Origin of the sequence: Streptomyces sp. NPDC048338, assembly GCF_043201055.1 — a bacterium.
In the GTDB taxonomy this organism is placed as follows: Bacteria; Actinomycetota; Actinomycetes; order Streptomycetales; family Streptomycetaceae; genus Streptomyces.
The window spans coordinates 453,775-479,342 of sequence record NZ_JBICYQ010000001.1; the positions used below are offsets into that span (position 1 = coordinate 453,775).

At 73.8% G+C, this 25,568-nt stretch carries 26 protein-coding genes; 18 read left to right on the forward strand and 8 right to left on the reverse strand.

Going from position 1 to position 25,568, the window contains the following annotated elements:
• Positions 1–112: 112 nt before the first annotated feature.
• Complete coding sequence (locus ACGFZF_RS02100) at positions 113–829, forward strand: TetR/AcrR family transcriptional regulator (RefSeq protein ID WP_393550607.1); 717 nt, start codon at positions 113–115, stop codon at positions 827–829.
• Positions 830–874: 45 nt separating this feature from the next.
• Here ACGFZF_RS02100 and ACGFZF_RS02105 read toward each other — a convergent pair whose 3' ends face one another.
• Positions 875–1,375, reverse strand: coding sequence for a GNAT family N-acetyltransferase (locus tag ACGFZF_RS02105; protein ID WP_393550608.1), 501 nt, complete (start codon positions 1,373–1,375; stop codon positions 875–877).
• A gap of 46 nt (positions 1,376–1,421) precedes the next feature.
• Here ACGFZF_RS02105 and ACGFZF_RS02110 point away from each other — a divergent pair, with 46 nt between their 5' ends.
• Together ACGFZF_RS02110 and ACGFZF_RS02115 are read left to right on the forward strand one after the other, a co-directional pair.
• On the forward strand, positions 1,422–2,330 hold the full coding sequence (locus ACGFZF_RS02110; RefSeq protein ID WP_393550609.1) for a TIGR01777 family oxidoreductase: 909 nt from the start codon (positions 1,422–1,424) through the stop codon (positions 2,328–2,330).
• Positions 2,331–2,596: 266 nt separating this feature from the next.
• On the forward strand, positions 2,597–3,904 hold the full coding sequence (locus ACGFZF_RS02115) for an NAD(P)/FAD-dependent oxidoreductase (protein WP_393550610.1): 1,308 nt from the start codon (positions 2,597–2,599) through the stop codon (positions 3,902–3,904).
• Positions 3,905–4,097: 193 nt separating this feature from the next.
• Here ACGFZF_RS02115 and ACGFZF_RS02120 read toward each other — a convergent pair whose 3' ends face one another.
• Complete coding sequence (locus ACGFZF_RS02120; protein WP_393550611.1) at positions 4,098–5,708, reverse strand: regulator; 1,611 nt, start codon at positions 5,706–5,708, stop codon at positions 4,098–4,100.
• A gap of 305 nt (positions 5,709–6,013) precedes the next feature.
• Here ACGFZF_RS02120 and lipB point away from each other — a divergent pair, with 305 nt between their 5' ends.
• From lipB to ACGFZF_RS02140, 4 genes are all read left to right on the forward strand, one after another.
• Complete coding sequence (gene lipB / locus ACGFZF_RS02125) at positions 6,014–6,823, forward strand: lipoyl(octanoyl) transferase LipB (protein WP_393550612.1); 810 nt, start codon at positions 6,014–6,016, stop codon at positions 6,821–6,823.
• A 183-nt stretch (positions 6,824–7,006) separates the two neighbouring features.
• Positions 7,007–7,960 carry a lipoyl synthase gene (gene lipA / locus ACGFZF_RS02130; RefSeq protein ID WP_356603098.1) on the forward strand — a complete coding sequence of 318 codons (954 nt, stop codon included), beginning with the start codon at positions 7,007–7,009 and terminating at the stop codon, positions 7,958–7,960.
• A gap of 375 nt (positions 7,961–8,335) precedes the next feature.
• On the forward strand, positions 8,336–8,548 hold the full coding sequence (locus ACGFZF_RS02135) for a hypothetical protein (protein WP_393550613.1): 213 nt from the start codon (positions 8,336–8,338) through the stop codon (positions 8,546–8,548).
• Positions 8,549–8,558: 10 nt separating this feature from the next.
• Positions 8,559–9,263: a DUF4191 domain-containing protein gene (locus tag ACGFZF_RS02140; RefSeq protein WP_147977701.1), complete on the forward strand. Its 705-nt coding sequence runs from the start codon at positions 8,559–8,561 to the stop codon at positions 9,261–9,263.
• 198 nt (positions 9,264–9,461) lie between these two features.
• Here ACGFZF_RS02140 and ACGFZF_RS02145 read toward each other — a convergent pair whose 3' ends face one another.
• Positions 9,462–9,929 carry an RDD family protein gene (locus ACGFZF_RS02145; RefSeq protein WP_356603094.1) on the reverse strand — a complete coding sequence of 156 codons (468 nt, stop codon included), beginning with the start codon at positions 9,927–9,929 and terminating at the stop codon, positions 9,462–9,464.
• 222 nt (positions 9,930–10,151) lie between these two features.
• Between ACGFZF_RS02145 and glnA the strand changes: the two genes are divergently transcribed.
• Entirely contained in the window at positions 10,152–11,561 is a 1,410-nt protein-coding gene (glnA, locus tag ACGFZF_RS02150; protein ID WP_393550614.1) for a type I glutamate--ammonia ligase, read from the forward strand.
• A gap of 108 nt (positions 11,562–11,669) precedes the next feature.
• Here glnA and ACGFZF_RS02155 read toward each other — a convergent pair whose 3' ends face one another.
• On the reverse strand, positions 11,670–11,945 hold the full coding sequence (locus ACGFZF_RS02155) for a hypothetical protein (RefSeq protein WP_356603090.1): 276 nt from the start codon (positions 11,943–11,945) through the stop codon (positions 11,670–11,672).
• A 136-nt stretch (positions 11,946–12,081) separates the two neighbouring features.
• Here ACGFZF_RS02155 and ACGFZF_RS02160 point away from each other — a divergent pair, with 136 nt between their 5' ends.
• Positions 12,082–12,441: an arsenate reductase family protein gene (locus tag ACGFZF_RS02160; protein WP_393550615.1), complete on the forward strand. Its 360-nt coding sequence runs from the start codon at positions 12,082–12,084 to the stop codon at positions 12,439–12,441.
• Between the two features lie 81 nt (positions 12,442–12,522).
• Here the strand turns inward: ACGFZF_RS02160 and ACGFZF_RS02165 are convergent, their stop codons facing one another.
• Positions 12,523–13,386 (reverse strand): alpha/beta fold hydrolase, encoded by an 864-nt coding sequence (locus tag ACGFZF_RS02165; protein ID WP_393550616.1) that lies wholly within the window; start codon positions 13,384–13,386, stop codon positions 12,523–12,525.
• 57 nt (positions 13,387–13,443) lie between these two features.
• Between ACGFZF_RS02165 and ACGFZF_RS02170 the strand changes: the two genes are divergently transcribed.
• The 3 genes from ACGFZF_RS02170 (at position 13,444) to ACGFZF_RS02180 (ending at position 16,134) form a co-directional block, all read left to right on the forward strand.
• On the forward strand, positions 13,444–13,950 hold the full coding sequence (locus tag ACGFZF_RS02170; protein WP_393550617.1) for a MarR family transcriptional regulator: 507 nt from the start codon (positions 13,444–13,446) through the stop codon (positions 13,948–13,950).
• On the forward strand, positions 13,947–15,392 hold the full coding sequence (locus ACGFZF_RS02175; protein WP_393550618.1) for a PLP-dependent aminotransferase family protein: 1,446 nt from the start codon (positions 13,947–13,949) through the stop codon (positions 15,390–15,392). Before ACGFZF_RS02170 ends, ACGFZF_RS02175 begins: the two co-directional genes overlap by 4 nt.
• Before the next feature lie 64 nt (positions 15,393–15,456).
• Positions 15,457–16,134 (forward strand): hypothetical protein, encoded by a 678-nt coding sequence (locus ACGFZF_RS02180; protein WP_393550619.1) that lies wholly within the window; start codon positions 15,457–15,459, stop codon positions 16,132–16,134.
• Positions 16,135–16,241: 107 nt separating this feature from the next.
• Here ACGFZF_RS02180 and ACGFZF_RS02185 read toward each other — a convergent pair whose 3' ends face one another.
• Positions 16,242–17,150, reverse strand: coding sequence for a Gfo/Idh/MocA family protein (locus ACGFZF_RS02185; protein WP_393550620.1), 909 nt, complete (start codon positions 17,148–17,150; stop codon positions 16,242–16,244).
• Between the two features lie 296 nt (positions 17,151–17,446).
• On the opposite strand from ACGFZF_RS02185, the gene ACGFZF_RS02190 reads away from it, so the two are divergent.
• The 5 genes from ACGFZF_RS02190 (at position 17,447) to ACGFZF_RS02210 (ending at position 22,179) form a co-directional block, all read left to right on the forward strand.
• Entirely contained in the window at positions 17,447–18,880 is a 1,434-nt protein-coding gene (locus tag ACGFZF_RS02190) for a hypothetical protein (RefSeq protein ID WP_393550621.1), read from the forward strand.
• The gene (locus tag ACGFZF_RS02195; RefSeq protein ID WP_393550622.1) at positions 18,877–20,028 is read left to right on the forward strand and encodes a hypothetical protein; all 1,152 of its coding nucleotides are present in this window, start codon (positions 18,877–18,879) and stop codon (positions 20,026–20,028) included. Before ACGFZF_RS02190 ends, ACGFZF_RS02195 begins: the two co-directional genes overlap by 4 nt.
• A 134-nt stretch (positions 20,029–20,162) precedes the next feature.
• Positions 20,163–21,194 (forward strand): glutamine synthetase, encoded by a 1,032-nt coding sequence (gene glnII / locus ACGFZF_RS02200; protein ID WP_393550623.1) that lies wholly within the window; start codon positions 20,163–20,165, stop codon positions 21,192–21,194.
• A 213-nt stretch (positions 21,195–21,407) separates the two neighbouring features.
• Positions 21,408–21,530 (forward strand): hypothetical protein, encoded by a 123-nt coding sequence (locus tag ACGFZF_RS02205; RefSeq protein ID WP_261992104.1) that lies wholly within the window; start codon positions 21,408–21,410, stop codon positions 21,528–21,530.
• A 100-nt stretch (positions 21,531–21,630) separates the two neighbouring features.
• Complete coding sequence (locus ACGFZF_RS02210) at positions 21,631–22,179, forward strand: winged helix-turn-helix domain-containing protein (RefSeq protein WP_356603070.1); 549 nt, start codon at positions 21,631–21,633, stop codon at positions 22,177–22,179.
• 7 nt (positions 22,180–22,186) lie between these two features.
• On the opposite strand, the gene ACGFZF_RS02215 is transcribed toward ACGFZF_RS02210, so the two are convergent.
• On the reverse strand, positions 22,187–23,623 hold the full coding sequence (locus ACGFZF_RS02215; RefSeq protein WP_393550624.1) for a PepSY-associated TM helix domain-containing protein: 1,437 nt from the start codon (positions 23,621–23,623) through the stop codon (positions 22,187–22,189).
• Between the two features lie 45 nt (positions 23,624–23,668).
• Positions 23,669–24,397, reverse strand: coding sequence for a hypothetical protein (locus ACGFZF_RS02220; protein ID WP_393550625.1), 729 nt, complete (start codon positions 24,395–24,397; stop codon positions 23,669–23,671).
• A 108-nt stretch (positions 24,398–24,505) separates the two neighbouring features.
• Here ACGFZF_RS02220 and ACGFZF_RS02225 point away from each other — a divergent pair, with 108 nt between their 5' ends.
• Positions 24,506–25,492 (forward strand): SDR family oxidoreductase, encoded by a 987-nt coding sequence (locus tag ACGFZF_RS02225; protein ID WP_393550626.1) that lies wholly within the window; start codon positions 24,506–24,508, stop codon positions 25,490–25,492.
• Positions 25,493–25,568: the final 76 nt, after the last annotated feature.

Genomic DNA, 25,568 nt, shown 5'->3' on the forward strand with positions numbered 1-25,568 from the left:
TGCTCGGTGCGCGGCGCACTCGATGTAGGTGCCACCGTACGCCTGAGTGGCACGTTTTGCCATAGCTGCACGGAGTGCCCGCCTGGCAGAGGCACAGCGTAGGCTTCGTACGGTGAGCACCAAGCCCCTCTCCCTGACCGAGCGCCGCAAGGCGGCCACGCAGCTCGACATCGCGCGTGCCGCCGCCGAGCTCTTCACCGAGCGCGGCCCGGACGGCACGACGGCGGAGGACATCTCCCAGCGGGCCGGGGTCGCCCTGCGCACCTTCTACCGCTACTTCCGCTCCAAGCAGGACGCCGTCGCCCCGCTCCTCGCGGTCGGCGCGGACCGCTGGCGGGAGCGGCTCGCCGCCACCGAGCCGGGGGCGGCACTGCCCGAGGCGCTGGAGCGCTCGGTCGCCGAGTCGCTCGCCGCGGCCGACGAGGAGGCCGCCGAGGGGCTGCGCCGGACGCGCGGCCTGCTGCGGGCCGCCGCGCAGGACCCGGCGTTGCGGGCCGTCTGGTACCGGGTCAACCAGGAGTCCGAGGAGCAGCTGCGCTCCGTCGTCGCCGTGCTCGCCGGCCCGGACGCCGATCCGCTGGGGGTCCGGCTGACGGCGGCGGCGGCGACGGACGCGATCCGGATCGCGCTGGAGACCTGGGCGGAGACGGACGCGCCCGTCCGCGGCCGGGGCGCGCCTGCCGGGCTCGCGGTGCGGTGCCTGCGGGAACTGATGGGCGGGATGCGCCTGCTGGGACCGGACGCAGGCACGGGCGCGGCACCGGACGGCGGCACGGCCGCGCCCACGGACCTCACACCGGACGCGGCACCGGACGGCGGGCGGGACTGAGCGCCGGACACCGGGTGGGCACGGCGGGCGGCGGCACGGTGGATGTCAGGCGTCGAGCGGGCGGCCCATGAGGACGTCGTCGACGTACGCGCCGTCCAGCAGGAACTCGCCGGGCAGCACGCCCTCGACGACGAAGCCCTCCGAGGCGTACAGCGCGCGGGCGGGCGCGTTGTGGCCCAGGACGCGCAGGGTGATCCGGGTGGCGCCCTGCCGGCGGGCCTCCCTCAGGGCGGAGCGCAGCAGGGCGCGGGCCACGCCGCGGCCCCGGGCGCTCTCGGCGACGGCCAGTCCCTGGATCTGGCGGACGTGCGCGTTGCAGGCGAGCGGGGTGGCCGGCACCAGGCGCAGGTAGCCGACGACCTCCTCGCCCCGCTGGGCGACCAGGTAGTGCTCGGGCAGGTGCCGCTCGTCGAAGAACGGGGGGTACGGCGCCCGCGGCGGCGGCTGCACGGCGTGCAGCGTGGACCAGGTGGCGCGGTCCAGCTCCCCGAGGGCGTTCTCGTCCCCGGGACGGGCGAGGCGTATCTGCGTCTCCGGCGCGATCATGACGGCCACTGTGCCACGAGGCGCTCGGGAAGGGCAGGATGTCCCCATGCAGCGCTCTCGTTCCCGTACGCGGGTGGCCGTCACCGGCGCCTCCGGACTCATCGGCACGGCCCTGGTGCGCTCCCTGCGCGCCGACGGCCACGACGTCCTCCGTCTCGTCCGGCGCCCGGCGCGGGCCGCCGACGAGGTCGAGTGGGACCCCGCACGGCTCCACGTGGACACCGCCGGCCTCGTCGGCGTCGACGCCGTCGTGCACCTGGCGGGCGCCGGTGTCGGCGAGCGCCGCTGGACCGAGGCGTACAAGAAGGAGATCCGGGACAGCCGGGTGCTCGGCACGACGGCGATCGCCCAGGCCCTCGCCTCGCTCGCGGAGCCGCCGAAGGTCCTGGTGTGCGGCACGGCGCTCGGTTACTACGGCGACACCGGCTCGCGCGCGGTGGACGAGAGCGCCCCCGCGGGCGAGGGCTTCCTGCCCTCGGTGTGCGTGGAGTGGGAGGCGGCGGCGGCTCCGGCCGAGGAGGCCGGCATCCGGGTCGCGTACGCCCGCACGGGCCTGGTGGTGGCCCGCGAGGGCGGTGCCTGGGGACGGCTCTTCCCTGTCTTCCGCGCCGGGGTCGGCGGCCGGATGGGCGACGGCAGCCAGTACTGGAGCTTCATCTCCCTGCACGACGAGGTGGCCGCCCTCCGGCACCTGATCGACACCGACTCCGTCTCGGGGCCGGTGAACCTGACCGCGCCCGAGCCGGTCACCAATCGCGAGGTGACGGCCGCGATGGGGCGGGTGCTGCGCCGGCCGACCCTGTTCACCGTGCCCGCGTCCGCCCTGAGGGTGGCTCTCGGGGACTTCGCGCAGGACGTGCTGGGCAGTCAGCGGGTGCTGCCGGCGCGCCTGCTGGAGTCGGGGTTCGACTTCGCCTTCCCGACGATCGACGACGCGATCCGCGCGGCGGCCTGAGGCCGCCACTCCGGCAGCACGCGGACGGCACGGGAGCGCGGACGCGCGCGTCCGGGGAGCGCGCGCGTGGCCGGAAAGACCCCCGGCCGGAAGCCATGGGGGCGGACACGTGTGCGACGCCGTGCTGCGTGCACCCCGGCACGCGCGGCTGGCGACCGTGGGAGCGCTGCCTAGGCTTGTCCGTCCCTGAATGCGAACTCGGGCATTCCGAGGGTCTGTTGGGGGCATAGGCCTCCCACCAGCCGCGCCGACCTGGGGAGGGGCACGTGCTCAGTACCGCACGCCACGCACACCACACGGACGTCGTCGTCGTCGGAGCCGGGATCGCGGGGCTCATGGCCGCCCACCGGCTGACCAGCGCCGGAGTCGGCGTCACCGTCCTGGAGGCCGGGCCACGGGTGGGCGGCCGGATGGCCACCGACGACGTCGACGGCTTCCGGCTCGACCGGGTCGGGCCACTGCTGACCACCTCGTACGCCGAGCTGCGCCGCAACCCGGGCCTCGACGGGCTCGTCCTGCGGCCGTTCGCGCCCGGGGCCCTGGTGCACAGTGACGGACGCTACGTCAGGACCGGGGAGCCCGGGAGCGTGAGGGGAGCGTTCACGATGGCGCGCGCCCTGGCGAGCGCCCCCCGAAATCCGGCCGCCTCGCTCGATCAGGCCCGCCTGGGCGCCGCCCTGACGCGCCTGGCCGCCACGCCCGCGCAGCGACTGCTGTCGCGCGAGGAGCGGACCGCCCGCGAGGCGCTGACGGCCCGTCTGCCCGCCCGTACCGTCGAGGGGTTCCTGCGCCCGCTGCTCGCCGCGCTGCTCGGCGATCCGGACCTCACCACCTCGCGGCGTGTGGCCGACCTCGCCCTGCGGGCGTTCGCACGGGGACGGCTGTGCGTGCCGGAGGGCGGTTCGGACGCCGTGCCCGCCCTGCTCGCGGCGACGCTTCCGCCGGGCACGGTCCGTACGGGCGTCCGGGTCACCGAGGTCTCCGCGAACGGCGTCATGACGGACGGCCACGGCGGGTTCGGCTGCCGTTCGGTCGTCGTGGCGACCGGCGCCCGTACCGCGGCGGAGCTGCTGCCGGGGCTGCGGGTGCCCGGCTTCCACGCGGTGACGGTCCTGCACCACACCGCGCCGGCGGCCCCCACCGCCGAACCGGTCCTGGTCCTGGAGTCCGACCCGGGCGGCCCGGTCGCGCATTCGGCGGTGATGAGCGCCGTCGACCCGGCCCGCGCCCCGCGGGGCCGGACCCTGGTCACCTCGACGGTCCTGGGCACCCCGCCGGACGACGCGGACCGCCGGGTGCGCAAGCACCTCGCGACGCTGTACGGCACGTCGACGGACGAGTGGGAGCTCCTCGGCATGCACCACACCCGGGACGCGATCCCGGCGATGCCCCCGCCGTACGACCCGCGGCGCCCGGTCAGGCTGCTCGCGGGGCTCTACGTCTGCGGCGACCACCGCGACGCGGGCACCCCGCAGTCTGCCCTGCTCTCGGGCCGCCGCGCGGCCCACGCCCTCCTGACGGACCTGGGCGTGCCCTCGCAGCGGGAGACCCCGCCCCTGGACGCGGTGGCCTGAGCGTCGGCCCGCGGCGGGAGGGGAGGGCCGGAGCGGATCCCGCGCCGCCCTCCCCGACCCCGGAGCCCCGCCGCACCGGGGCTCCGGGGTGGTCCATGGCGGGCGGCCGGGCCGGCGGGCCGCCCACGGCCCGGGAGGTGCCGGCCGACGACTGCCGGCCGGCGGGTCCGCCGACGAGGGCCGGCGGGCGCCGTCAGCCGATCGCGGCGACGCGGTCGCGGTAGGTGCGGACCGCCGCCGCGTCGCGGTACGGCTCCAGCCGGCGTTCGAAGTCGCGGACGTACTCCACCGCCCTCGCCGAGCGCATCTCGGATGCCTGCTGGGCCGCCTCCGCGCCCAGGGCGCACGCCTGGTCCAGTTCGCCGAGGCCCAGCCGCGCCGTGGCCAGCACCACCCGGCAGAAGAGCCGGCTGCGGGCGAAGCCGGGCGCGCGGAGCTGGAGGGAACGCTCCGCGTGCTGCGCGGCCGGCCGGTACTGCTGGAGGTCCCGGTGACAGTGGCCGAACTCGTCGGCCAGCTGTCCCTCGTCGAACGACCGCGCCCAGTAGGGCACCTCGTCACCCGGACGGGCCGCCTCCAGAGCCCGCTCGGCCCGGGCGAGCGAGGCGCTGCACGCCCGCGCCTCCCCCAGCACCGCGTGGGCCCGCGCCTCCACCGCGTGCAGCAGCCCCTGGACGACCGGGGGCGCCGCGGACCCGACGCCCTGCTGGGCGACCCGGGCGAGCTGCACCGCCTCGCGCCCGTGGCCGAGGTACACCGCCTGCCGGCTCATCGTGATCAGGACGTACGAGCCGTAGGCCCGGTCTCCGGCGGCCTGCGCGAGGCGCAGCGACTGGACGAAGTACCGCTGGGCGAGGCCGTGGGCCGCGATGTCGTACGAGGTCCAGCCGGCCAGCCGGGTGAGGTCGGCGGCGGCGCCGAACAGGCGGCGCCCGACGGACTCCCCGTACGTGCCCCGCAGCATCGGCTCCGCCTCGTGCTCCAGGTAGCGGACGAGGGCCTGGCGGGCGTGGCCCCCTCCGTAGGCGTGGTCGAGGGTGCGGAAGAGTTCGCCGACCGAGCGCAGCGCCGCGATGTCGCCGCTGGAGACGCGCTGCCCGGGTGCCCGCTCGCCGCCCCGCTGCCGCGGCACCGACGCGCGCCCCTGCACCGGGACGCGCGGGTCCTGCGGCGCCCGTCGCCCGTCGCCGACGAACCGGCCCGCCTCCGGGCCCGCGCCGAGTCCCGGACGGTTCTCCAGGCCGACCGCGGCGCCGGGCCGCCGGTCGGTCGCGCCGAACCCCGACGCACGCGCCTCGGCACCGGCCCGGCCGTCCGCGCCGACCCGCCCGTGCGGGACGGCCGCCTCCCCGCGGGCCACCCGTTCGTCGGCCCGGCCGATCAGCCAGTCCCGGCTCGGGACGACGAGTCCCGCCGGGGTGAAGGCGATCTTGCGGAGCTCGACCTGGCTGCCGGAGTCCTTCCGCCACAGACCGCTGACGATGTCGACGGCCTCCTCGGGCGTCGCCGCGAACTCCAGCCCGGCGTAGACCGGCGCGCAGGCGTCGAGCCCGAGGTCCTGGGCGGAGAGCCGGCGGCCCAGGCGCCGGGTGAAGACCTCGGCGATCAGGGCGGGCGTCGTGCCCCTCGGCTGCTGGCCGCGCAGCCAGCGGGTCACGGACGTCTTGTCGTACCGCAGGTCGAGCCCGTGCTCCAGACCGAGCTGGTCGACCCTTCTGGCCAGGCCCGCGTTGGAGAAACCGGCTTCGGCGATGAGCGCGGCGAGCTGGCGGTTCGGGGTGCGCTGCGGAGGTCGTTCCGTCATCAGCTGTGCGGTCTCCTGCCTTCCGGGCCCGGGTGGCAACCCGTGTGGGCCCTCATGGAACGGCGTGAATTTAGCGGGCTCCACCGCCTGTACCGGCACCTTCGCCCCACATTCATCCGATCGTGTGAGGATTGGGGGCGTCGCTGACGTAGCTGACGTATTCACCCGCCTCGTGCTCCCACACCTGCCGAACGGGTGTCCGCGCCGTCGCCGTACAGTGGCATGGGCGCGAATGACGCATGGTGCCGTGCCGGCCGGGACGATCCCCGCGAGCCGGCGTCCGGCACTCAGGAGGAGGCATTGCCGTGAGTGAGCTGCGATTCGTCCGCTTGGGCTTCGGCGACGAGGCCGTCGAGTACCGGGCGGCCTGGGACAAGCAGCGCGAGGTGCACGCGGCCAGGTTCGCCGACGAGATCGACGACACCTGTCTGCTCCTGGAGCATCCGCCCGTCTACACCGCCGGCCGCCGGACCGCCGAGAGCGAGCGCCCGCTGGACGGGACGCCGGTCGTCGACGTGGACCGCGGCGGCAAGATCACCTGGCACGGCCCCGGCCAGCTGGTCGGCTACCCGATCATGAAGCTGCCCCGCCCGGTCGACGTCGTCGCGCACGTCCGCCGCCTGGAGGAGGCGCTGATCCTCACCGCAGCCGAGTTCGGCGTGACGACCACCCGGGTCGAGGGCCGCAGCGGCGTGTGGGTGCTGGGCGACCCGGTCGAGCAGCGCCCGGCGCTCGGCGGCCTCTCGCTCGACTTCGATCCGCGGCTGACCGACGAGGAGTTCGATCCCCGTCTGAACGGCCCGGAGTACGCTCCGTCCAACGCCGGCCAGCGCCGCGAGGACCGGAAGCTGGCGGCGATCGGCATCCGGGTCGCCAAGGGCGTCACGATGCACGGCTTCGCACTGAACGTGAACCCCGACAACACCTGGTTCGACCGGATCATCCCGTGCGGGATCCGGGACGCCGGTGTGGCCTCGCTCGCCGGCGAGCTGGGCCGGGAGGTCACGATCGAGGAGGTGCTGCCGGTGGTGGAGAAGCACCTGAAGGCGGTCCTGGAGAACGCGGAGCTGAAGCCGCGCGAGATCGAGCGCGAAACGGCGCCGGTCTCCGCCTAGGAGGGGCCGGGAGGCCGGGCGGAAGCCCTGCCGCGACCGGACATCGGACCGGACCGGGAGGGTCCGCCGGACCGCCCGGTGGGAATGCCGGGCCATGGCCACAGGTTGGCCAGACGTAAAACCGTACGAACAACGGGCGTACCCTGGTGTGCGCCGAAGAATCGAAGCTACAGGGAGCCGGTCGTGTCCGCAGTCGCACCCGACGGACGCAAGATGCTGCGCCTGGAGGTCCGTAACGCCCAGACCCCCATCGAGCGCAAGCCCGAGTGGATCAAGACCCGGGCGAAGATGGGCCCCGAGTACACGAAGATGCAGGGTCTCGTGAAGAGCGAGGGCCTGCACACGGTCTGCCAGGAGGCGGGCTGTCCCAACATCTTCGAGTGCTGGGAGGACCGCGAGGCCACGTTCCTCATCGGTGGCGACCAGTGCACGCGGCGCTGCGACTTCTGCCAGATCGACACGGGCAAGCCCGAGGCGCTCGACCGTGACGAGCCGCGCCGGGTGGGCGAGTCGGTCGTCACGATGGACCTGAACTACGCCACGATCACCGGCGTCGCCCGCGACGACCTGGAGGACGGCGGCGCCTGGCTGTACGCGGAGACGGTGCGCCAGATCCACGAGCAGACCGCGGGCCGCGCCGACGGCCGTACGAAGGTCGAGCTGCTCGCCCCTGACTTCAACGCGGTGCCGGAGCTCCTCAAGGAGGTCTTCGACTCCCGTCCCGAGGTTTTCGCGCACAACGTCGAGACGGTGCCGCGGATCTTCAAGCGGATCCGTCCGGGCTTCCGTTACGAGCGTTCGCTGGATGTCATCACGAAGGCGCGTGACTACGGTCTGGTCACGAAGTCGAACCTGATCCTCGGCATGGGCGAGACCCGTGAGGAGGTCAGCGAGGCGCTGCAGCAGCTGCACGACGCCGGCTGCGAGCTGATCACGATCACGCAGTACCTGCGTCCGTCGGTCCGGCACCACCCCGTGGAGCGCTGGGTGAAGCCGCAGGAGTTCGTGGAGCTGAAGGAGGAGGCCGACGAGATCGGCTTCTCCGGCGTGATGTCGGGCCCGCTGGTCCGTTCCTCGTACCGGGCCGGCCGCCTCTACCAGCAGGCCATGGAGCAGCGGAGCCGAGCCGGAGCGTAGGGTGCGGGTCCGCCCGAGGAACGAGGGCGGGCACGCGCCCGCAGCGGTGGCGAGCCGCGGCGCGACCCTCGGCACCGGGCGGCGGAGCCGAGCCGGAGCGTAGGGCGCCGCGACTGTGTGAATCGGCGCACAAGTTGTTACCGGCCGGTAGTGGCCGGATCTCGCGCGGCCCGTGCACCCCTGCAGCTCAGGCGGGGTGCACGGGCCGCGTCGTCGTCCACGGGTTCCCGCAAATGGCCGCATCAACGTTTCATCAGTGTTTGACCACCGAGTCACGCACTGGTAACACCAGTCTGTGAGCCTGGCTTCACTCACCGCCACATCCCCGCTCGCCCCCACCTCTCATCTGATCCGTACTTGAGGGAGGACCCCGTCATGCAGGCCGCGACACACGTCCGCGCCACCGCGATCCCGTCCGTCACCGACGCCCTGAAGGCCGTCGAGGCGCTGCTGCTCGGCGGCGGACAGCGGACCGCCCGCCGAAACGCCTGGAACTCCGTCCTGGAGGACCGCCGCCGGGCCAAGGACCGGGTCGAGGCACAGCACGTACTGGAGGCCGTGGCTGGTCACGCTTCGCGGGCCACGTAAACTTCAGGGCATGGCGAGGAAGGCAAACACGAGCAGCGGAGACGCTGCGAACCAAGGGCGACTGAAGCAGATCGCCCTCACGTACAAGATGACCCGAAAGGCCGACCCGAAGGTCGGGCTTGTCGTCGCGGGCGTGGGCATCGTCGTACTCGGTGTCCTCCTCGCGATCGGCTTCCTGATCGGACACCCGGTCTACCTGGGCATTCTGGGCTTCGTCCTGGCGCTGCTCGCGATGGCGATCATCTTCGGACGACGTGCCGAGCGGGCCGCGTTCGGGCAGATGGAGGGCCAGCCGGGCGCTGCCGCGGCGGTCCTGCAGAACGTCGGGCGCGGCTGGACGACGACCCCGGCGGTCGCGATGAACCGCAACCAGGACGTCGTGCACCGCGCGGTCGGCCGGGCCGGCATCGTGCTGGTGGCCGAGGGCAACCCGAACCGGCTCAAGACGCTGCTGGCCGCCGAGAAGAAGAAGATGGCCCGCATCGTCGTCGACGTCCCGGTGACCGACATCATCGTCGGCGAGGGCGAGGGCCAGGTGCCGCTGAAGAAGGTCCGTACGACCATGCTGAAGCTGCCGCGGGTGCTCAGTGGCCCGCAGGTGACGGTCGCCAACGACCGGCTCCGGGCGATGGGCGACCTGATGAGCAACATGCCGCTGCCGAAGGGTCCGATGCCGAAGGGCATGCGGATGCCGCGCGGCGGAAAGATGCGCTGAGGACGCCAGACCCCCGACACACGAAGGGCGCCCCGGAACCGAGAGGTTCCGGGGCGCCCTTCCTCCGTCCATGGGCACCCCGGGTGCCGGCCCGGACGCACGACGGGCCCGCACCGACCCCTGAGGGGCGGGTACGGGCCCGGTGGGCCGTGCGGCGGGGTCTCGGACGGAGTCGGAGTCCGGGGCGCCCGAACTGGCCTAGATACGTACCTGGACGGCGCCCGCGAGGCGGTCGTGGAGGCCGCGGCCGTCGCGGTCCCAGATGAGGGCCGGAATGGCGAGGCAGACGAGCACGCTGCGGATCACCACGCGGATCGCGCCCAGGCGTCCGCCGTTCACCGAGGCGACGCGGAGGCCGAAGATCCGCTTGCCCGGCGTGGAGCCGATCGTCCCGACCGTGAGCACGCTCAGGACGAGCAGGATGACCAGGGCCCAGTTGCCCGTCGCCTGGTTGTAGCCATGGGTGACGAGACCGTATGCGATCAGCATGCACAGCGCCCAGTCGACGACGAGGGCGCCGATCCGCCGGCCGGGCCGGGCGATGGAGCCCGGCCCCTCTTCGGGGAGTCCGAGCTGCTCCCCCCGGTAACCGAAGTCGACGCCTGCGTCCTCGGCCGCCGCGCGGGGTCCCGAGAGCCACGATCCCATTGCTTGCCTGTTGTCCACGCGTCCACGGTACTGTGCCCGTTTTTGATCACTTCGGCCCGGGTCCGCCGCGGCGCTTCGCGATGCCGGCCAGGCCCAGCCCGGTTAACTTGGGCGAAACAAATGGGTCATGCTTGAGAAATCCCGTCTGCCTATGGTCGGGTCCAGCGTGTGCCACCGCACTGGCCGCACGACCAAGCTGCAACCCCGCCCCACCCCCGGGCCGGGAGTAGGAGGAGTTGGATGTTCCAGAACGCCGACGAGGCCAAGAAGTTCATCAAGGACAACGACGTCAAGATGGTCGACGTCCGTTTCTGTGACCTTCCGGGAGTGATGCAGCACTTCACGATCCCGGCGACGGCGTTCGACCCGTCCGACGAGCTCGCCTTCGACGGTTCGTCGATCCGCGGCTTCCAGGCGATCCACGAGTCGGACATGGCCCTGCGCGCGGACCTGTCGACCGCCCGTCTCGACCCGTTCCGCCGGGACAAGACGCTCAACATCAACTTCTTCATCCACGACCCGATCACGGGCGAGCAGTACAGCCGTGACCCGCGCAACATCGCCAAGAAGGCCGAGGCGTACCTCGCCTCCACCGGCATCGCCGACACCGCCTACTTCGGCCCCGAGGCGGAGTTCTACGTCTTCGACTCGGTGCGCTTCGAGACCTCGGCGAACCAGGGCTTCTACCACATCGACTCCGAGGCCGGCGCCTGGAACACCGGTGCGGAGGAGAACAACCGCGGCTACAAGGTCCGCTACAAGGGCGGCTACTTCCCGGCCCCGCCGGTCGACCACTTCGCCGACCTGCGCTCCGAGATCTCCCTGGAGCTGGAGAACGTCGGCCTTCAGGTCGAGCGCCAGCACCACGAGGTCGGCACCGCCGGCCAGGCCGAGATCAACTACAAGTTCAACACGCTGCTCGCCGCGGCCGACGACCTGATGCTCTTCAAGTACATCGTGAAGAACGTCGCCTGGCGCAACGGCAAGACCGCGACCTTCATGCCGAAGCCGATCTTCGGCGACAACGGCTCGGGCATGCACGTCCACCAGTCGCTGTGGTCGAACGGCGACCCGCTGTTCTACGACGAGCAGGGCTACGCCGGCCTCTCGGACACCGCCCGCTACTACATCGGCGGCATCCTGAAGCACGCCCCGTCGCTGCTGGCGTTCACCAACCCGACGGTGAACTCCTACCACCGCCTGGTCCCGGGCTTCGAGGCCCCGGTCAACCTGGTCTACTCGCAGCGCAACCGCTCCGCCGCCATGCGCATCCCGATCACGGGCTCGAACCCGAAGGCCAAGCGCGTCGAGTTCCGCGCGCCGGACCCGTCCTCGAACCCGTACCTCGCCTTCTCCGCCCTCCTCCTCGCGGGCCTCGACGGCATCAAGAACAAGATCGAGCCGGCCGAGCCGATCGACAAGGACCTGTACGAGCTGGCCCCGGAGGAGCACGCGGGCGTCGCCCAGGTCCCGACCTCGCTCCCGGCGGTCCTCGAGGCCCTGGAGGCGGACAACGAGTACCTCCAGGCCGGCGGTGTCTTCACCTCCGACCTCATCGAGACCTGGATCGACTACAAGCGGACCAACGAGATCGCCCCGATCCAGCTGCGTCCGCACCCGCACGAGTTCGAGCTCTACTACGACCTCTAGAGCACCCAGGTCCTGTCCGGGCGACCGGGCGGCTGACGACGACGGCGAGGGCCGCCGTCCCGGGATTCCCGGGGCGGCGGCCCTCGTCGTGCGTCGAGCGGATCGGGGTCAGCGGCCGTAACGGATCAGGGCGCGGACCATCTGGCAGGTGGTGTCGGAGGGCGGGTGGATGCCGAGCAGATCGGCCGCGGCGCGTATCTTCGCGTTCCCCGCCTTGGCCGGGTGGTGGACGCCCGCGTCGAGCAGGGCGATCGCCAGGCGCATGGCCTTCAGGCGGCGGTTGTGGGTGATGTACCACTCGCGGGGACGGCCCGCGGGGAGCGGCTGCTTCCGAAGGGGCTTCCAGGGTTCGACTGACGGTGTCCTGATCGTGGCGACGGCCATGGGCGACCTCCTGGCGAACGGTGGGTGCGGGCCCTCCCCGGGACCCTCACCTTCACTACTGATTTTACCCGCGCCCACTGACAATCATCCCTGGCCAGAGGGGGTTTGGAGGTTCTTCGCGCGGTACGTTGGTGCCATGGAGATCTGGATCAACCCCGCCTGTTCCAAGTGCCGCAGCGCCCTCACCCTGCTCGACGCGGAGGGTGCCGACTACACCGTGCGCCGCTACCTGGAGGACGTGCCCGACCCGGACGAGATCCGGGCCGTCCTCGAGCGGCTCGACCTCGAACCCTGGGACATCACCCGCACCCAGGAGGACGCCGCCAAGGAGCTGGGGCTGAGGGACTGGCCGAAGGACGCGGCGAACCGGGACCGCTGGGTGGAGGCGCTGGCGGCCCACCCGAAGCTGATCCAGCGGCCCATCATCACCGCCGAGGACGGCACGGCCGTGGTGGGGCGGACCGAGGAGGCCGTCCGGGACGCCCTCGGCCGCTGACCCTCTCGCGTACCGCACCCCGTCGCGCCTCGGGCCGGCCACGGGCCGTCACCGGCCACCGCCGCCGGGCGCCCGGGTCCGTCACCGGGTGAGGAAGGCGGCGATCCGTTCGTTCGCCGCCGGCGAGGCGCCGACCGGCAGGGTGTGGTGGGTGGCGTCGGGCAGCCTCGCCGTCTCCAGGCCGGGGACGGCCGCCCGCGCCCGGGCCTCGACACGGCCGACGTCGTGCGCCCTGCTCCGCCCGGCCGTCAGGAGCAGGGTCGGCGGGGACAGGGCGGCCAGCCGCCCGGCCGGGGGTCGCGGGCCGGTGACGGGGCGCACGGTGGGGAACTCCGCCGCGCGCGCGGCCAGTTCGCACCATGCCGGGTCGAGGGGCGTGCCCCCGGTCTCCCAGCGCAGGAACGAGCGGGTCCGGGCCGGTGTGGGGCGGAGCAGCATCGGCAGCGCGCGCAGCAGGTAGCGCGGGCCGAAACCGGCGAAGCAGTTCGTCGGGTCGAGCAGGACCAGCCGGTCGACGCGGTCCGGCGCCCTCAGCGCGTACCGGAGCGCGATCCACGCGCCGTAGGAGTGGCCCACGAGCGCGGCCGAGGCGAGGCCGAGGCCGGTCAGGACCGCGTCGAGCCAGCCGGCCAGGTCGTCGACGGTGCGGAGCGGGCGCGTGGCGTCCGGCACGCTGCGGCCCGGCTCGCCGACGAGGTCGACCGCGTGGACGCGGTGGGTTTCGCCGAGTGCCGCGGCCGTCGGGTACCAGCAGGTGGAGGTGGCGCCGCCGCCGGGCAGCAGCAGGACCGGCGGGGCGCCCTCCGGTCCGGTGCCGTGCACGTGGGTGCGTCCGTACGGTGTGGTGAGATCGGTGTGGACGGTGTCCCCGGGCCACTTGGCGAGGACGGCGTCGTAGGCGGCGAGGAAGGCCGGGGGCGTGGCGCGGGGCGTGCTCCGGGGCATGACGGTGCCTCCTGACGGAGTTCTTTTACTCGCTCAGCGATAATCTCGCCGAGCGAGATGATACGCGTCGAGGTCGAAGGGGATCACGTGTCCGAGGAACCCGAGCGGGAGATCTTCCATCTGCTGCGCGCCGTCACCGTCGAGTACGGCCTGCGTCAGGGCGAGTTCGCCGAGCGCCACGGCATGCACCCCACGGACGTGCGGGCGTTGATCTGTCTGCTCGACGCCGAGCGCGCGGGCGTCGACGCCACGGCGGGCGGTCTCGGCGCGCAGCTCGGGCTCAACTCCGCCGGGACGACGGCCGTGATCGACCGGCTGGAACGGCTCGGTCACGTCGCCCGGGTGCGGGACGCGCGCGACCGGCGCCGGGTCCTGCTGCGGGTCGAGGAGGGGGCCAAGGAGCTGGGGCAGGCGCACTTCGGGCCGCTGATCGAGGGATCCGTCGCGCTGCTGCGGGCCTTCGACGGCAAGGAGCGGGCAGCCGTGCGCGGCTTCCTCACCGGCGTCCGGGACCTCCTGGCCGCCCCGCAGGGCCCGGCTCCCGAAGGGCCGGCCACGCCGTGACGGGTACGTGGAGCGAGGCCGCCGAGGTCCTCGGGGCCGATCTGCATCTGGAGCTGACCGGCACCGGCAGCCGGCGGGCGGTCCTGATCCGCGCCCTGCGGGAGGCCGTGCGCAGCGGGCGGCTGGCTCCCGGGGTCCGGATCCCGCCCTACCGGTCGCTCGCCGCCGATCTGGGGCTGGCGCGGAACACGGTGGCCGACGCGTACGCGGAGCTGGTCGCCGAGGGGTGGCTGACCTCGCGTCAGGGCTCCGGCACCCGGGTGGCCGCCCGGGCGTCGTCCGCGGAACGGGAACCGGGGAGCTCGCCGGGCGGCCCCGCAGCGGACGGGCCGGCCCCGCTTCCGTACGACCTGGTCCAGGGCAGGCCGGATCCCGCCCGGTTCCCCCGTGCGGCGTGGCTGGCCTCGGCGCGGCGGGCGCTGACGGCGGCACCTCACGAGGTCTTCGGCATCGGCGACCCGCAGGGGCGGGTCGAGCTGCGGAGCGCGCTCGCCGGGTATCTGGCGCGGGTCCGGGGCGTCCGGACGACGGCGGAGCGGATCGTGGTCTGCGCGGGCGCGGCGCACGCGCTGCGGCTGCTCGCCCGGGTCGTGGGCGGGACGCCCTGGGCGGTGGAGGCGTACGGGCTCCCCTTCCACCGGGCGCTGCTCGCCGAGGCGGGGGTCCGGACCGCGCCCGTCGCCGTGGACGAGGACGGCGCCCTGGTGTCCCGGCTCCCCCGCGGTGCCGGTGCGGTGCTCCTGACGCCCGCCCATCAGTTCCCGACCGGCGGGCCGTTGCACGCCGAGCGGCGCTCGGCCGTCGTCGAGTGGGCCAGGAAGACCGGCGGGCTGGTGCTGGAGGACGACTACGACGGGGAGTTCCGCTACGACCGCCGTCCCGTCGGCGCGCTGCAGGACCTCGACCCGGACCGCACGGTCCTCATCGGCTCGGTCAGCAAGAGCCTCTCCCCCGCGCTGCGGATCGGCTGGATGGTGCTCCCGCCGGCGCTGGTGCCCGGCGTCCTGGCGGCCAAGGGTGAACGGGAGCCGTACTCCTCCGCCACGGACCAGCTCACCCTCGCCGACCTCGTCGAGTCGGGGGCGTACGACCGGCATGTGCGGCGCATGCGCCAGCACCACCGCGGGCGCCGCGACCGGCTGGTGGCGGTGCTCGCCGCGCGGGTGCCCCGGGTGCGGGTCACCGGGATCGCGGCAGGGCTGCACGCGGTGGTGGAGCTGCCGCCGGGGACGGAGCGGGCGGCGGTCGCGGCGGCGGCACGGCACGGGGTCGCGGTGGAGGGTCTGGACGGGTACCGGCATCCGCGGGCGGGGGCGCGACGGCAGGACGGCCTGGTCGTCGGCTACGCGACGCCGCCGGACCGGCTGTACGAGGCGGCTCTGGACGCCTTGTGCGCCGCGCTCACCGAGGCGCTCAACGAGGTTTCTCCCGAAGGGAATTGAGCGGAACCGGATCGCTCCGCGTATCTGACGTCACAGGGACCGCAGGAAACGAACGGAGCCTCACGTGTCACGCAGGAAAACGCTCAGCCGGAAGAAGAAGCTCGCGCTGCTGGCAGGCGCGGCCGTGCTCGTCGGGGGCACGGCCGTGGTGATGACCGGGACGAGCCAGGCGTCGGTGGCCTGTGACGGTCTGGCCACGGCGTTCGCCAACAACGAGGCGTTCATCGCGGACCAGCGCGCCAAACCGGACGCGCTGTCGGAGGCGCGGATCGCCAACCGGGAAGCGGTGCTCGCGGAGATCCGGCGGAAGCAGGTGGCCTCGGGGTGCGCGGAGGGCGCCGGTGCGGGGGGAATGACGGTCGGCGCGGCACCCTCGGCCCCGCCGGCCGCCCCGCCGGCCGCACCGCCCGCGGCGGCGAACCCTGCGCCGCCCGCCGGCGGACAGGGCGGCGCGGGCCAGGGGGCGGGCGGACAGGGCGGCGGTGGCCAGGGCGGGGACGTCGTCTGTGCCGGGTCCACGGTGACGCTGTCCGGCGAGGGCGGGGCGCCGGCCGCGTCCAGCAACCAGTTCCCGCTCGGCACCAAGCTCAAGGTCACCAACCTGGACAACTCCAAGTCGACGACGGTCGAGGTCACCTCCGTCTCCGGAAGCTGTGTCCTGCTCAACAACGAGGCTTTCGAGCAGGTCCGTGAACCGGGCAAGTTCCTGATCCGGAAGGCCCGGATCGAGCGGGTGGGCTGAGAAGGGAGGAGGGGGGAGGCTCCGGTGCGCCCTGTGGGACGGGCCCCGGCGCCTCCGCCCCGTACCCGGCATTCGCTCCCCGCCTCCGCCGCCGTCCGTGGCCCGGCTCAGGCCCGGGCCGCCACCCGGGCCTCCGCCTCGGCGAGGATCTCCGTCAGCCGGAGCCCGAAGCGGGCGTCGCACGCGTGCGGAACACCCGTCCGCGCGGCTTCGAGGAGCGCGTCCACCGCTCCTTCGAACGCCCCGAGCGCGCCCTCCCACGCGGGCATCGTCGTCCTGCCCCGCGTGCCGTGCAGCGTGAGGGCGGCCTCGGCCGCCTCCGGCGGGGCGCTCAGGGTCAGCGTGGCCGTGCTGCTCGCGCCCGAGGCGTGCCGCAGGACCAGATGACGGGTGTCCGCCGGGCCCGGCACCGCGGTGACCTCCGTGACGTCGCCGAGGACGGGCAGGTAGACCGAGAGGACGTGCGGGCCGACGTCCCACAGTCCGCCCTTCTCGCGCCGCCAGGGCGAGGCGGCGTAGGGGCTCGCCGAGCCCGGTGCGAAGAGGGCGCCCAGCCAGTGGGCCTCCCCCAGGAACCAGCCGCCGGCCGCCGCCTGTTCGTCGATCCACCGGGCCGTCGGCTCGGCGAACCGCAGCGTGCAGAAGACCACGGACGCGACCCCGGCCTTCCCCACCGCCTCGGCCACGTCACGGGACCCGCCGACGGTCGTCGCCACCGGCTTGTCCATGAGCACGTGGCAGCCGGCGGCCGCGGCCCGGACGGCGAGCGGGGCCTGGATGTCCGGGGGCAGCGCGAGGGCCACGGCGTCGCTGGCCGCGAAGAGCGCGTCGACGTCGTCGTACGCCCGTGTCCCGCAGGTCGCGGCGAGCGCGGCCGCGGCCTCGGGCCGTCTGCCCCAGACACCGCTGAACTCGACGCCCGGGTGCGCGGCCAGGACCGGCGCGTGGGTGCGCTCGGCCCAGGGGCCGGTGCCGAGGAGTCCGATGCGGGGCGTGGTCCCGGAATGCTTCGTCATGCCTCCAGTCTGCCGTCCCCCACGACACCCCGTCCCGCACGGTCGCGGGGAGACCCGTCCCCAAGCGGACGGTCCGACGTCCCGTCCGGCGGCGCGCCACGACCGCCGTTCCGTGCGCCGCCGGCCGGCGGCCGCCGTCAATCCGGTGGCACCGCACGGGACTTCCGGGCTACGTTTCCCCCGCCGGCCGCGGGACTCCGGTGCGACTTCCGGGACCTGCCTCTGAAGCAACGTATTCGCTGTTCGCGCCCCCATTCCCCGGCCGGCACCCTTTCGCCTGCGCCCCGGGGGAACCCATGACGGAGACGCTCTCCGACCTCATCGCCGCCGAGGACGTGCTCCTCTTCGTCAACGCGGCCGTCACCGCCACGGGACAGCGCGAGTTCCGCTCCTCGGCCGACGAGCAGCGGCTGTCCCTGGACTTCCTGCACGCCTACGTGCGCGTCAACCACCGCCCCGTGTACGCCGCCGCGCTCGCGCTCGACATCAACGACCACAACGCCGCGATCATCGTCGAACAGCTGCTGCGGACCGCCGACGAGGCCGGTGGCCCCGACGAGCGGCGTGCGGAGGGCCGCCTCATCGCCGCCCGCCTCGCACTGCTGCCGCCGCAGCGGGTGTACGGGATCTTCCGGGCCCTGCGCGCCGCCAAGGTCAACAACCGCCGCACCCGCGCGATCGTCCGCGACTGGCTGGCCGCCCGCACCGTGCGCGGCGGGCCCGACGGACTCGGGCTCGACGCCGTGAAGTACCGAGCCGGACTCAAGGCCGCCGCCCGGCACGTCCACCGACGGCTCCCCGACCCCGAGGTGGGCGACTTCCTCTTCGCGCCCCGCCGCCGGGTCCGCTACGAGCACCCCCTCCTCGACGCGCACCGCCGCGCGCACCACGAGCAGGGGGCGCTGTACGCACTGCCCTTCACCGTCGCCGAGGGGTTCGCCGCCCGGCACGGCATCCCCCGCGCGGTCTTCCTGGAGCGGATCGCGCCCCGCATGACCCGCCTCGAACGGCTCCGCACCCAGCGCACCGGGCCCGCCGCCGACCTCACCGCCATGCCGCTCACCCGGCTGGCGTCGTACGTGCTGTCCCTGACCGCCGAGGAGCGGGTGACGCGGCGCGGCGAACTGACCGGAGCGCTGCGCGCGGCGGCCCGCCGGGCGGCGGGGCCGCTCGCCGGCACCTGGGGGCGGGTCGCGGCGGTCCTCGACGACAGCCACTCCGCGTCCGGGTCCGGCGTGAAGCGACGGCGCCCGCTGGCCGTCGCACTGGCCTGCCACCACCTGCTCGGGGCGCTGGCCGCACCCGGGGCGTACACGGCGCACTGGACCTCGGGCGCCACCGACGCCCTCCTCGTCCGCCCCTGGGGGCCGACTCCGCTCGGCATGCGGATCCTCGACGCCCTGGAGGACGCGCCCGAGCGCCTGGTCGTCGTCTCCGACGGCTGGGACAACGCCCCTCCCGGGCTGGCGGGCGAGGTGCTGCGGGTGTGGCGGACCCGGATCGATCCCCTGCGGCGGACCAGTGTCGTGCACGTGAACCCCGTATACGACGCGGACGGGTTCGACGTGCGCCGGCTCGCGCCGAGCGTCCCGACGGCCGGGATCAGGGACGCGGAGGACCTCGTGGCCCTGGTGGAGATCGCCGGGTTCGCCGAGGGCCGCACAGGCATGGCCGAGCTGCGGGCCCATCTGGACCGGCGGGTCGCACTCTTCCTGGGGGACGGACGATGAGCAGGATCGATCTGACGGGTCTGGAGGTCCGCCCCGCGCAGGTGTGGGGCGGCGTCCGGCTGGTGCCCCTCGTCCGCGACGAGCCGGTGGCGGGACTGCGGCTGCACCGCGAGGTCTACGGGGGGCACGGAAGCGTGGACGTGGGCGACGGCACGGCGTACACCTCGTACATCCCGCACGGGTTCGTCGCGGACTGGTCCGGGGACGGCCGTGAGGCCGCGGCGTACGGCACCCGGCTCGGCGACGGTCCCGAGGCCGTCCCGGTCCGCCGGCACCACCGGATGGCGAAGCGGCGCCGCGCCGAGGACGGCCGGGCCGAACCCCGGCTGCGCTTCCTCCCGCTGCACCTCGCCCTGGAGGGCTATCTCGCGCTGCACTTCGGCGGCCCGTCCACGGTCTGGGACGAGTGGTCCCGGCAGGCGGTGCGCGAGGGGCTGTCGCCGCGCGCCGAGGCGGCCTACGCCGGCCGGTGGGTGCCCGGACTCGCCGAGGCGCTGCGGGTCTTCGAGATCCACCCCGGCCAGTGCGGTCTGATGCTGTACGCGGCGGACTCCCTGGCCGCGGCGTTCGTCGTCCCGCACCCCGCGGACTACCGCCGCCTGCACTCCACCCTGATCGAGGACCTGTACGGCGAGCTGATCCATCACTACGCCTTCTACGGCGCCCCGGTGCCCGAGTTCGCGGCGCGCCTCGCGGACTCCGGCGGGCTCCGGACGCTCGCGGACCTGCGGGCGGCAGCCCGGGAGCAGGAGCGGGCCTGGGCACGGGCGCACACGTCACTGATGGCACGCGACCTGCTGGAGACGCCCTACGCCTTCGAGCGCGTCCACCGGATGGGTTCGTACGATCTGTACCGCTTCCTCCCCCCGTTCCTGCGTGGGGGCCAGGAGCAGCACATCGGCGAGCTCATCAGCGACCACAAGGGGCGGACGGTCTATCTGAAGACCTTCCGGCTCTCCGAGAACCAGATCCGCAAGGGTCATCTGCTGCGCCGCCTCGCGCACGACGACTGGCACCTCGGCCGCACGGCGGAGGCGCTCGGCACGACGTACGCGGAGCTCGTCCGCCGCATCGGGGCGGCCGGTCTCGGTCCCCTGCTGAACGCGCATGTGATCGCACAGCGCCTGCGGGAAAAGCAGGAAAGCTGAGTAACACGGGGTTCACAAACGGGCAACGGCCGGGAAATCCCGTGTTGCGAAGCTGCGCGCAGACACACCGCAGCTCTCGCAGCGTAGCGAGCCGCCGCGGGCACCCGCAGCAGCACGCCCAAAGGATGAGGCCCGTGACCTTCAAGGCTGAGTACATCTGGATCGACGGCACCGAGCCGACCGCGAAGCTCCGTTCCAAGACGAAGATCCTGGCGGGCTCGGGCGCGACGCTCGCCGAGCTGCCGATCTGGGGCTTCGACGGATCCAGCACGAACCAGGCCAAGGGCCACGCCTCGGACCGGGTCCTCAAGCCGGTCTTCGTCTGCCCGGACCCGATCCGCGGCGGCGACGACATCCTGGTGATGTGCGAGGTCCTGAACACGGACATGACGCCGCACGAGTCGAACACCCGCGCCGCGCTGGCCGAGGTCTACGCCAAGTACGCCGCGCAGGAGCCGATCTTCGGCATCGAGCAGGAGTACACCTTCTTCGACGGCGAGCGCCCGCTCGGCTTCCCGGTCGGCGGCTTCCCGGCCCCGCAGGGCGGCTACTACTGCGGTGTCGGCGCGGACGAGATCTTCGGCCGTGACATCGTCGAGGCGCACCTGGAGAACTGCCTGACGGCGGGCCTGGGCATCTCGGGCATCAACGCCGAGGTCATGCCGGGCCAGTGGGAGTTCCAGGTCGGCCCGCTGGCGCCGCTCGAGGTCGCGGACCAGCTGTGGATCGCGCGCTGGCTGCTCTACCGCACGGCCGAGGACTTCAAGGTCTCGGCGACGCTGGACCCGAAGCCGGTGAAGGGCGACTGGAACGGCGCGGGCGCGCACACCAACTTCTCGACGAAGGCGATGCGCGAGGGCTACGACGCGATCATCACCGCGGCCGAGTCGCTGGGCGAGGGCTCGAAGCCCCTCGACCACGTCAAGAACTACGGCGCCGGCATCGACGACCGCCTGACGGGTCTGCACGAGACCGCCCCGTGGGACCAGTACTCCTACGGTGTCTCCGACCGCGGTGCCTCGGTCCGGATCCCGTGGCAGGTCGAGCAGGACCAGAAGGGCTACATCGAGGACCGTCGCCCGAACGCGAACGTCGACCCGTACGTGGTGACCCGCCTCCTGGTGGACACCTGCTGCGAGGCCCTGGAGAAGGCCGGCCAGGTCTGATCCGCGACACTCCGCCCGCAGGGGGCGCCCACCACATGGTGGGCGCCCCCTGCGGCGTGGGGGCGGGTGCGGCGGACGGGAACGAGGGGGCCGCGTAGGCGGGTCGGCGACGGCCGGACACGCCGGCCGAGAGACGATCGTCACCCCCGGAACCGCCACGATCCGAGCCGCAAACCGGGGTCCGTCCGCATTCCCGAGTAGTAGAGTAGGGATATGGCCATCATGCAGAACGACACCGCGACGGGTCGTCACGACCTCGAGCCGTTCTGGCCTTCCCGTCAGCACCACGACTTCGACCGGGTGTGTTGCCGCGCGATGAACGCGTCGGCCCTCTAAAGCCCCGATCGGTCCGGTCCGATCCCTCCGGCCTTCGGCCGACGCGCACGACGTACGACGCCTCTCCGTCCGTTCCCCCGCGCGAAAGAGCTGACCTGCCATGGCCCACACCCAGACCGCTTCCCTCACGGCCGTACGACCCGGCCGTCACCGACTGCGCGCCGTCGATCCGAACGAGGTCGTGGACCTCGCGCAGGTCGCGGACTTCCTGCCGCCCGGCGCCACCCTGCTGCCCGCGCCGCAGCACGCGCTGCCCACGCTGCCCGGCCGCCCGCCGATGGTCGGCTACCTCGTCCTCGTGCCGGCGGACCAGCAGCCCCGGCTGCCCGTGGCCCCCGTTCCGGCGCCGCCCGTGGCGGCGGAGGAGCAGGGGCCGGTGGCCATCGACGGCGTGCAGCGGATCGCCGTCGTGGACGGGCGGACGCTGGACCTGACGTATCTGGAGTTCGAGCTGCTCGCCCATCTCGTGGCACACCCCCACCGGGTGCACACCCGTGACCAGTTGGTGACCACGGTGTGGGGGTACGGCCACGTCGGCGACGGCCGCACCGTCGACGTCCACGTGGCCCGGCTGCGCCGCAAGCTGGGAGCCGAGCACCGCCACACGATCCAGACCGTGCGGCGGGTCGGCTACAAGTACACCCCCTGACCGGGGGTCAGGCGCTCTCGGCGGGGTCCCGGCGTCGGGACCCCGCCCTGGCGACCAGGCCGGTCACGATGTCGACGGCCAGGAAGGCCAGCAGGCTGAGACCGAGCATCGGCACGAACCAGCCCACGACGGCCGTGACCGCGGCCAGCGGCAGCAGCATCGTCGGCGGGACCTTCCGCCACGCCCCGCGAGCCACCGGCCGCCCCGGGCGGCGCAGCCACCACATGCGGTAGCCCCAGAGGATCAGCAGGATCAGGGCGAGCGCGAGGGCGGCGAGGAGCAGCTGGTTGAACAGGCCGAGGAACGTGCCCATGTGGGCGTCGATGCCGAAGCGGGTCAGCTTCGCGAGGACCGGGTAGTCGGCGAAGCGCAGTTCGTCCATGACCGCCCCGTCGGCCGGGTCGACCGCCACCGAGTCCAGGTGGACGGGGAACTGGGCGTCGGTCTCCTTGACGACGTAGCCCTTGCCCTCGGAGGGCAGGACCACCGAGGTCCTCCCCTCGATGCCGGCCGCGCGGGCCGCCTCGACGACGCGGTCGATGCCGACGTCCGGGCCCTGCGCGGTGGCGGGGGTCTGATGGCCGTCTCCGTGGCCCTCGTGTCCGCCGTCTCCGGCGCCGCCGCCGAGGGTCGCGGAGACGGCGGGGGTGGCGCCGCCGAGCTGGTCCTGGACCGCGCCGATGTTCTCACCCGCGTAACGCGACCAGGTCAGGCCGGTGGCGGAGAGGACGACGAGGCCGGCGACGGCCCACAGACCGACCGAGCCGTGCCAGGACAGGGTGCGGCGGCGGGACTTGGGGCCCCGCTCCGGGACGAGGAGGGCGCGCCGGCTGCTCCTGCGGCGGCCGATCCACAGCAGCAGACCGCCGAGTGCGACCACCCACAGCCAGCTGGCGGCCAGCTCGCTGTAGTTGCGGCCGAGGTCGCCGAGGTGGAGGTCCCGGTGGAGTTCGTCGAGCCAGGCGCGCAGCGGGAGGGCGCCCGAGCTGCCGTAGCTGGGGAGCTGCCCCCGTATGTCCCCGGTGTAGGGGTCGACGAAGACGGCGAGCGACTTGCCTTCCTCGACGTCGGGGTCGGCCATCAGGACGCGCGTGGTCGCGCCCTCCTCGGCCGAGGGCCAGACGGCGGTGACGGTGCCGTTCGGGTTGACCTTGGTGGCGGCGTGCACCTGCTGGGAGAGCGGCAGGACCTCGTCGCCGACGGGGACCTCCAGCTCGTGGGCGTAGAGGACCTTCTCCGCCTGGAAGGAGAGCGCGTAGAGGAGTCCGCTGGCCGCGGCGACCAGCAGGAAGGGGGCGATGAGGACGCCCGCGTAGAAGTGCATCCGCAGGACGAGGGGGCGCAGGGCGCTCCAGCCCCGGGGGGATCTCGCGGACGGGGTGGGCTCGGTGGGCGCGTCGGCGGCCTCGGCCGTTTCCGGGCGCGTGGAACCGTCAATGGTCATGACTGTCCTAGGAGTCGGTGTCGACAGGGGGAATCGGCCCCCGGGTCAGACGTGTGCTCCGAGGGCGGTGGCGCGGGGTGCGGACAGCCGGGGCGGGCCGCGCCGGGAGAGGGCCTGGGCGAGGACGACGCCGCGCAGCCGGCGGGTGTGCGGGCGGCACGGGGGGACGGGCTGCGGGAGTTCGGGGACCCGGACGCGGACGACGGCGAGGAGGAGCCGCAGCGGGGTGAAGGCGAGGGTGCCGACGGTGCGGGCGAGTGCGAAGAGCGCGGCCTCGCCGCGGGCCAGCCAGAGACCGCAGACGAGGGCGGCGAGGAGGTGGGCGGCCAGCATGCCGAGCGGGGTGTGTCCCGCGGTCGCGGTCAGCGGCTGCCCCATGTCCATGGCCATGGGGTGGGCCATCACCGAGCCGGCCAGGTGCGCGGCGGACGAGGCCGCGTCCGCGGCCGCCCCGTCCGTCAGGGCGTGGTCGCCCGCGGTCGTCCCGTCGGCCAGGCCGGAGTGGTGGGTCCCGTCGTGGGAGCGGACCGAGGAGAAGATCAGGTGCAGTGCGGCCTGGACGGCCAGCAGTCCGCCGCCGATCGCCACGGTGCCGCGCCGGCGCCCGCCCGCGAGCCAGGCCAGTCCGCACGTGACGGCGAAGGCCAGGGAGAGCGCGGACGGCGCGAGCTCGTGCGCAGACATGAACAAATGCCCCACAGCGGCCAGAGACACGCATACGGCCGCGAACAGGGCGGCGCGCAGGACGCGGATCGGCGACTGGGCATCGGTCATCGTCCGGACATGGTGACATCCCCGCCCGCGGCGCGGGAGACCCCCTCGGATTCCCCTGCCAGCGGAACGACTTCCGTGCCTGGTCGCGGGCGGTGCAGAGTCGATGCCATGAGGCTTCTGATGCTGGGTGGAACGGAATTCGTGGGCCGCGCGACGGTCGAGGCGGCGCTCGCGCGCGGCTGGGAGGTGACGGTCTTCCACCGGGGCCGGCACCGGGCGCCGGACGGGGTGCGATCGCTGCTCGGCGACCGGACGGCGCCGGACGGCCTCGCGGCCCTGGCCGAGGGGACGTGGGACGTCGTCGTCGACACCTGGTCGGGTGCGCCCTCGGCGGTGCGGGACGCGGCCCGGCTGCTCGCGGACCGGGTCGGCCGGTTCGTCTACGTGTCGAGCCGCTCCGTGTACACGTGGCCGCCGGCGGCCGGCCTCGGCGAGGACGGTCCGCTGGTCGACGGCTCGCCGGACGCCGGCGAGGTGCCGTACGCGCCGGCCAAGAGGGGCGGGGAACTGGCCGTCCGCGAGGCCTTCGGCCCCGACCGCTCCCTGATGGTCCGCGCGGGTCTGATCGTCGGCCCGTACGAGAACATCGGCCGGCTGCCCTGGTGGCTGGACCGGATCGCCAGGGGCGGCCCGGTCCTCGCGCCGGGGCCGCGCACCCTGCCGTTGCAGTACATCGACGTCCGCGACCTCGCCGAGTGGATGCTGGACGCCGCCGAGGCCGGGCTCGCCGGCCCGTACAACCTCGTCTCCCCGGCCGGTCACACCACGATGGGGGAACTGCTGGACGCCTGCGTGCGCGTCACGGGCGGGAAGGCCGAGCTGCGGTGGACCGATCCGGAGGAGATCCTCGCCGCGGGTGTCGAGCCGTGGTCGGACCTGCCGGTCTGGATCCCGCCGGGCGAGATGTACGACGCGATGCACACGGCCGACGTCGCCAAGGCGGTGGCGGCGGGGCTGCGGTGCCGGCCGGCGGCGGAGACGGTCGCGGACACCTGGACCTGGCTGGAGTCGATCGGCGGGGTGGCGCCGCAGCGCCCTGACCGGCCGGTGGTCGGACTGTCCGCGGAGAAGGAGGCCGCACTGCTCGGCACCTGATGATGCGTCACCGACGCTGCGACGTACGGGGCGTGGAGAAATCCCTGATTCCGGAGTGAACACGATGCGGGTCGCG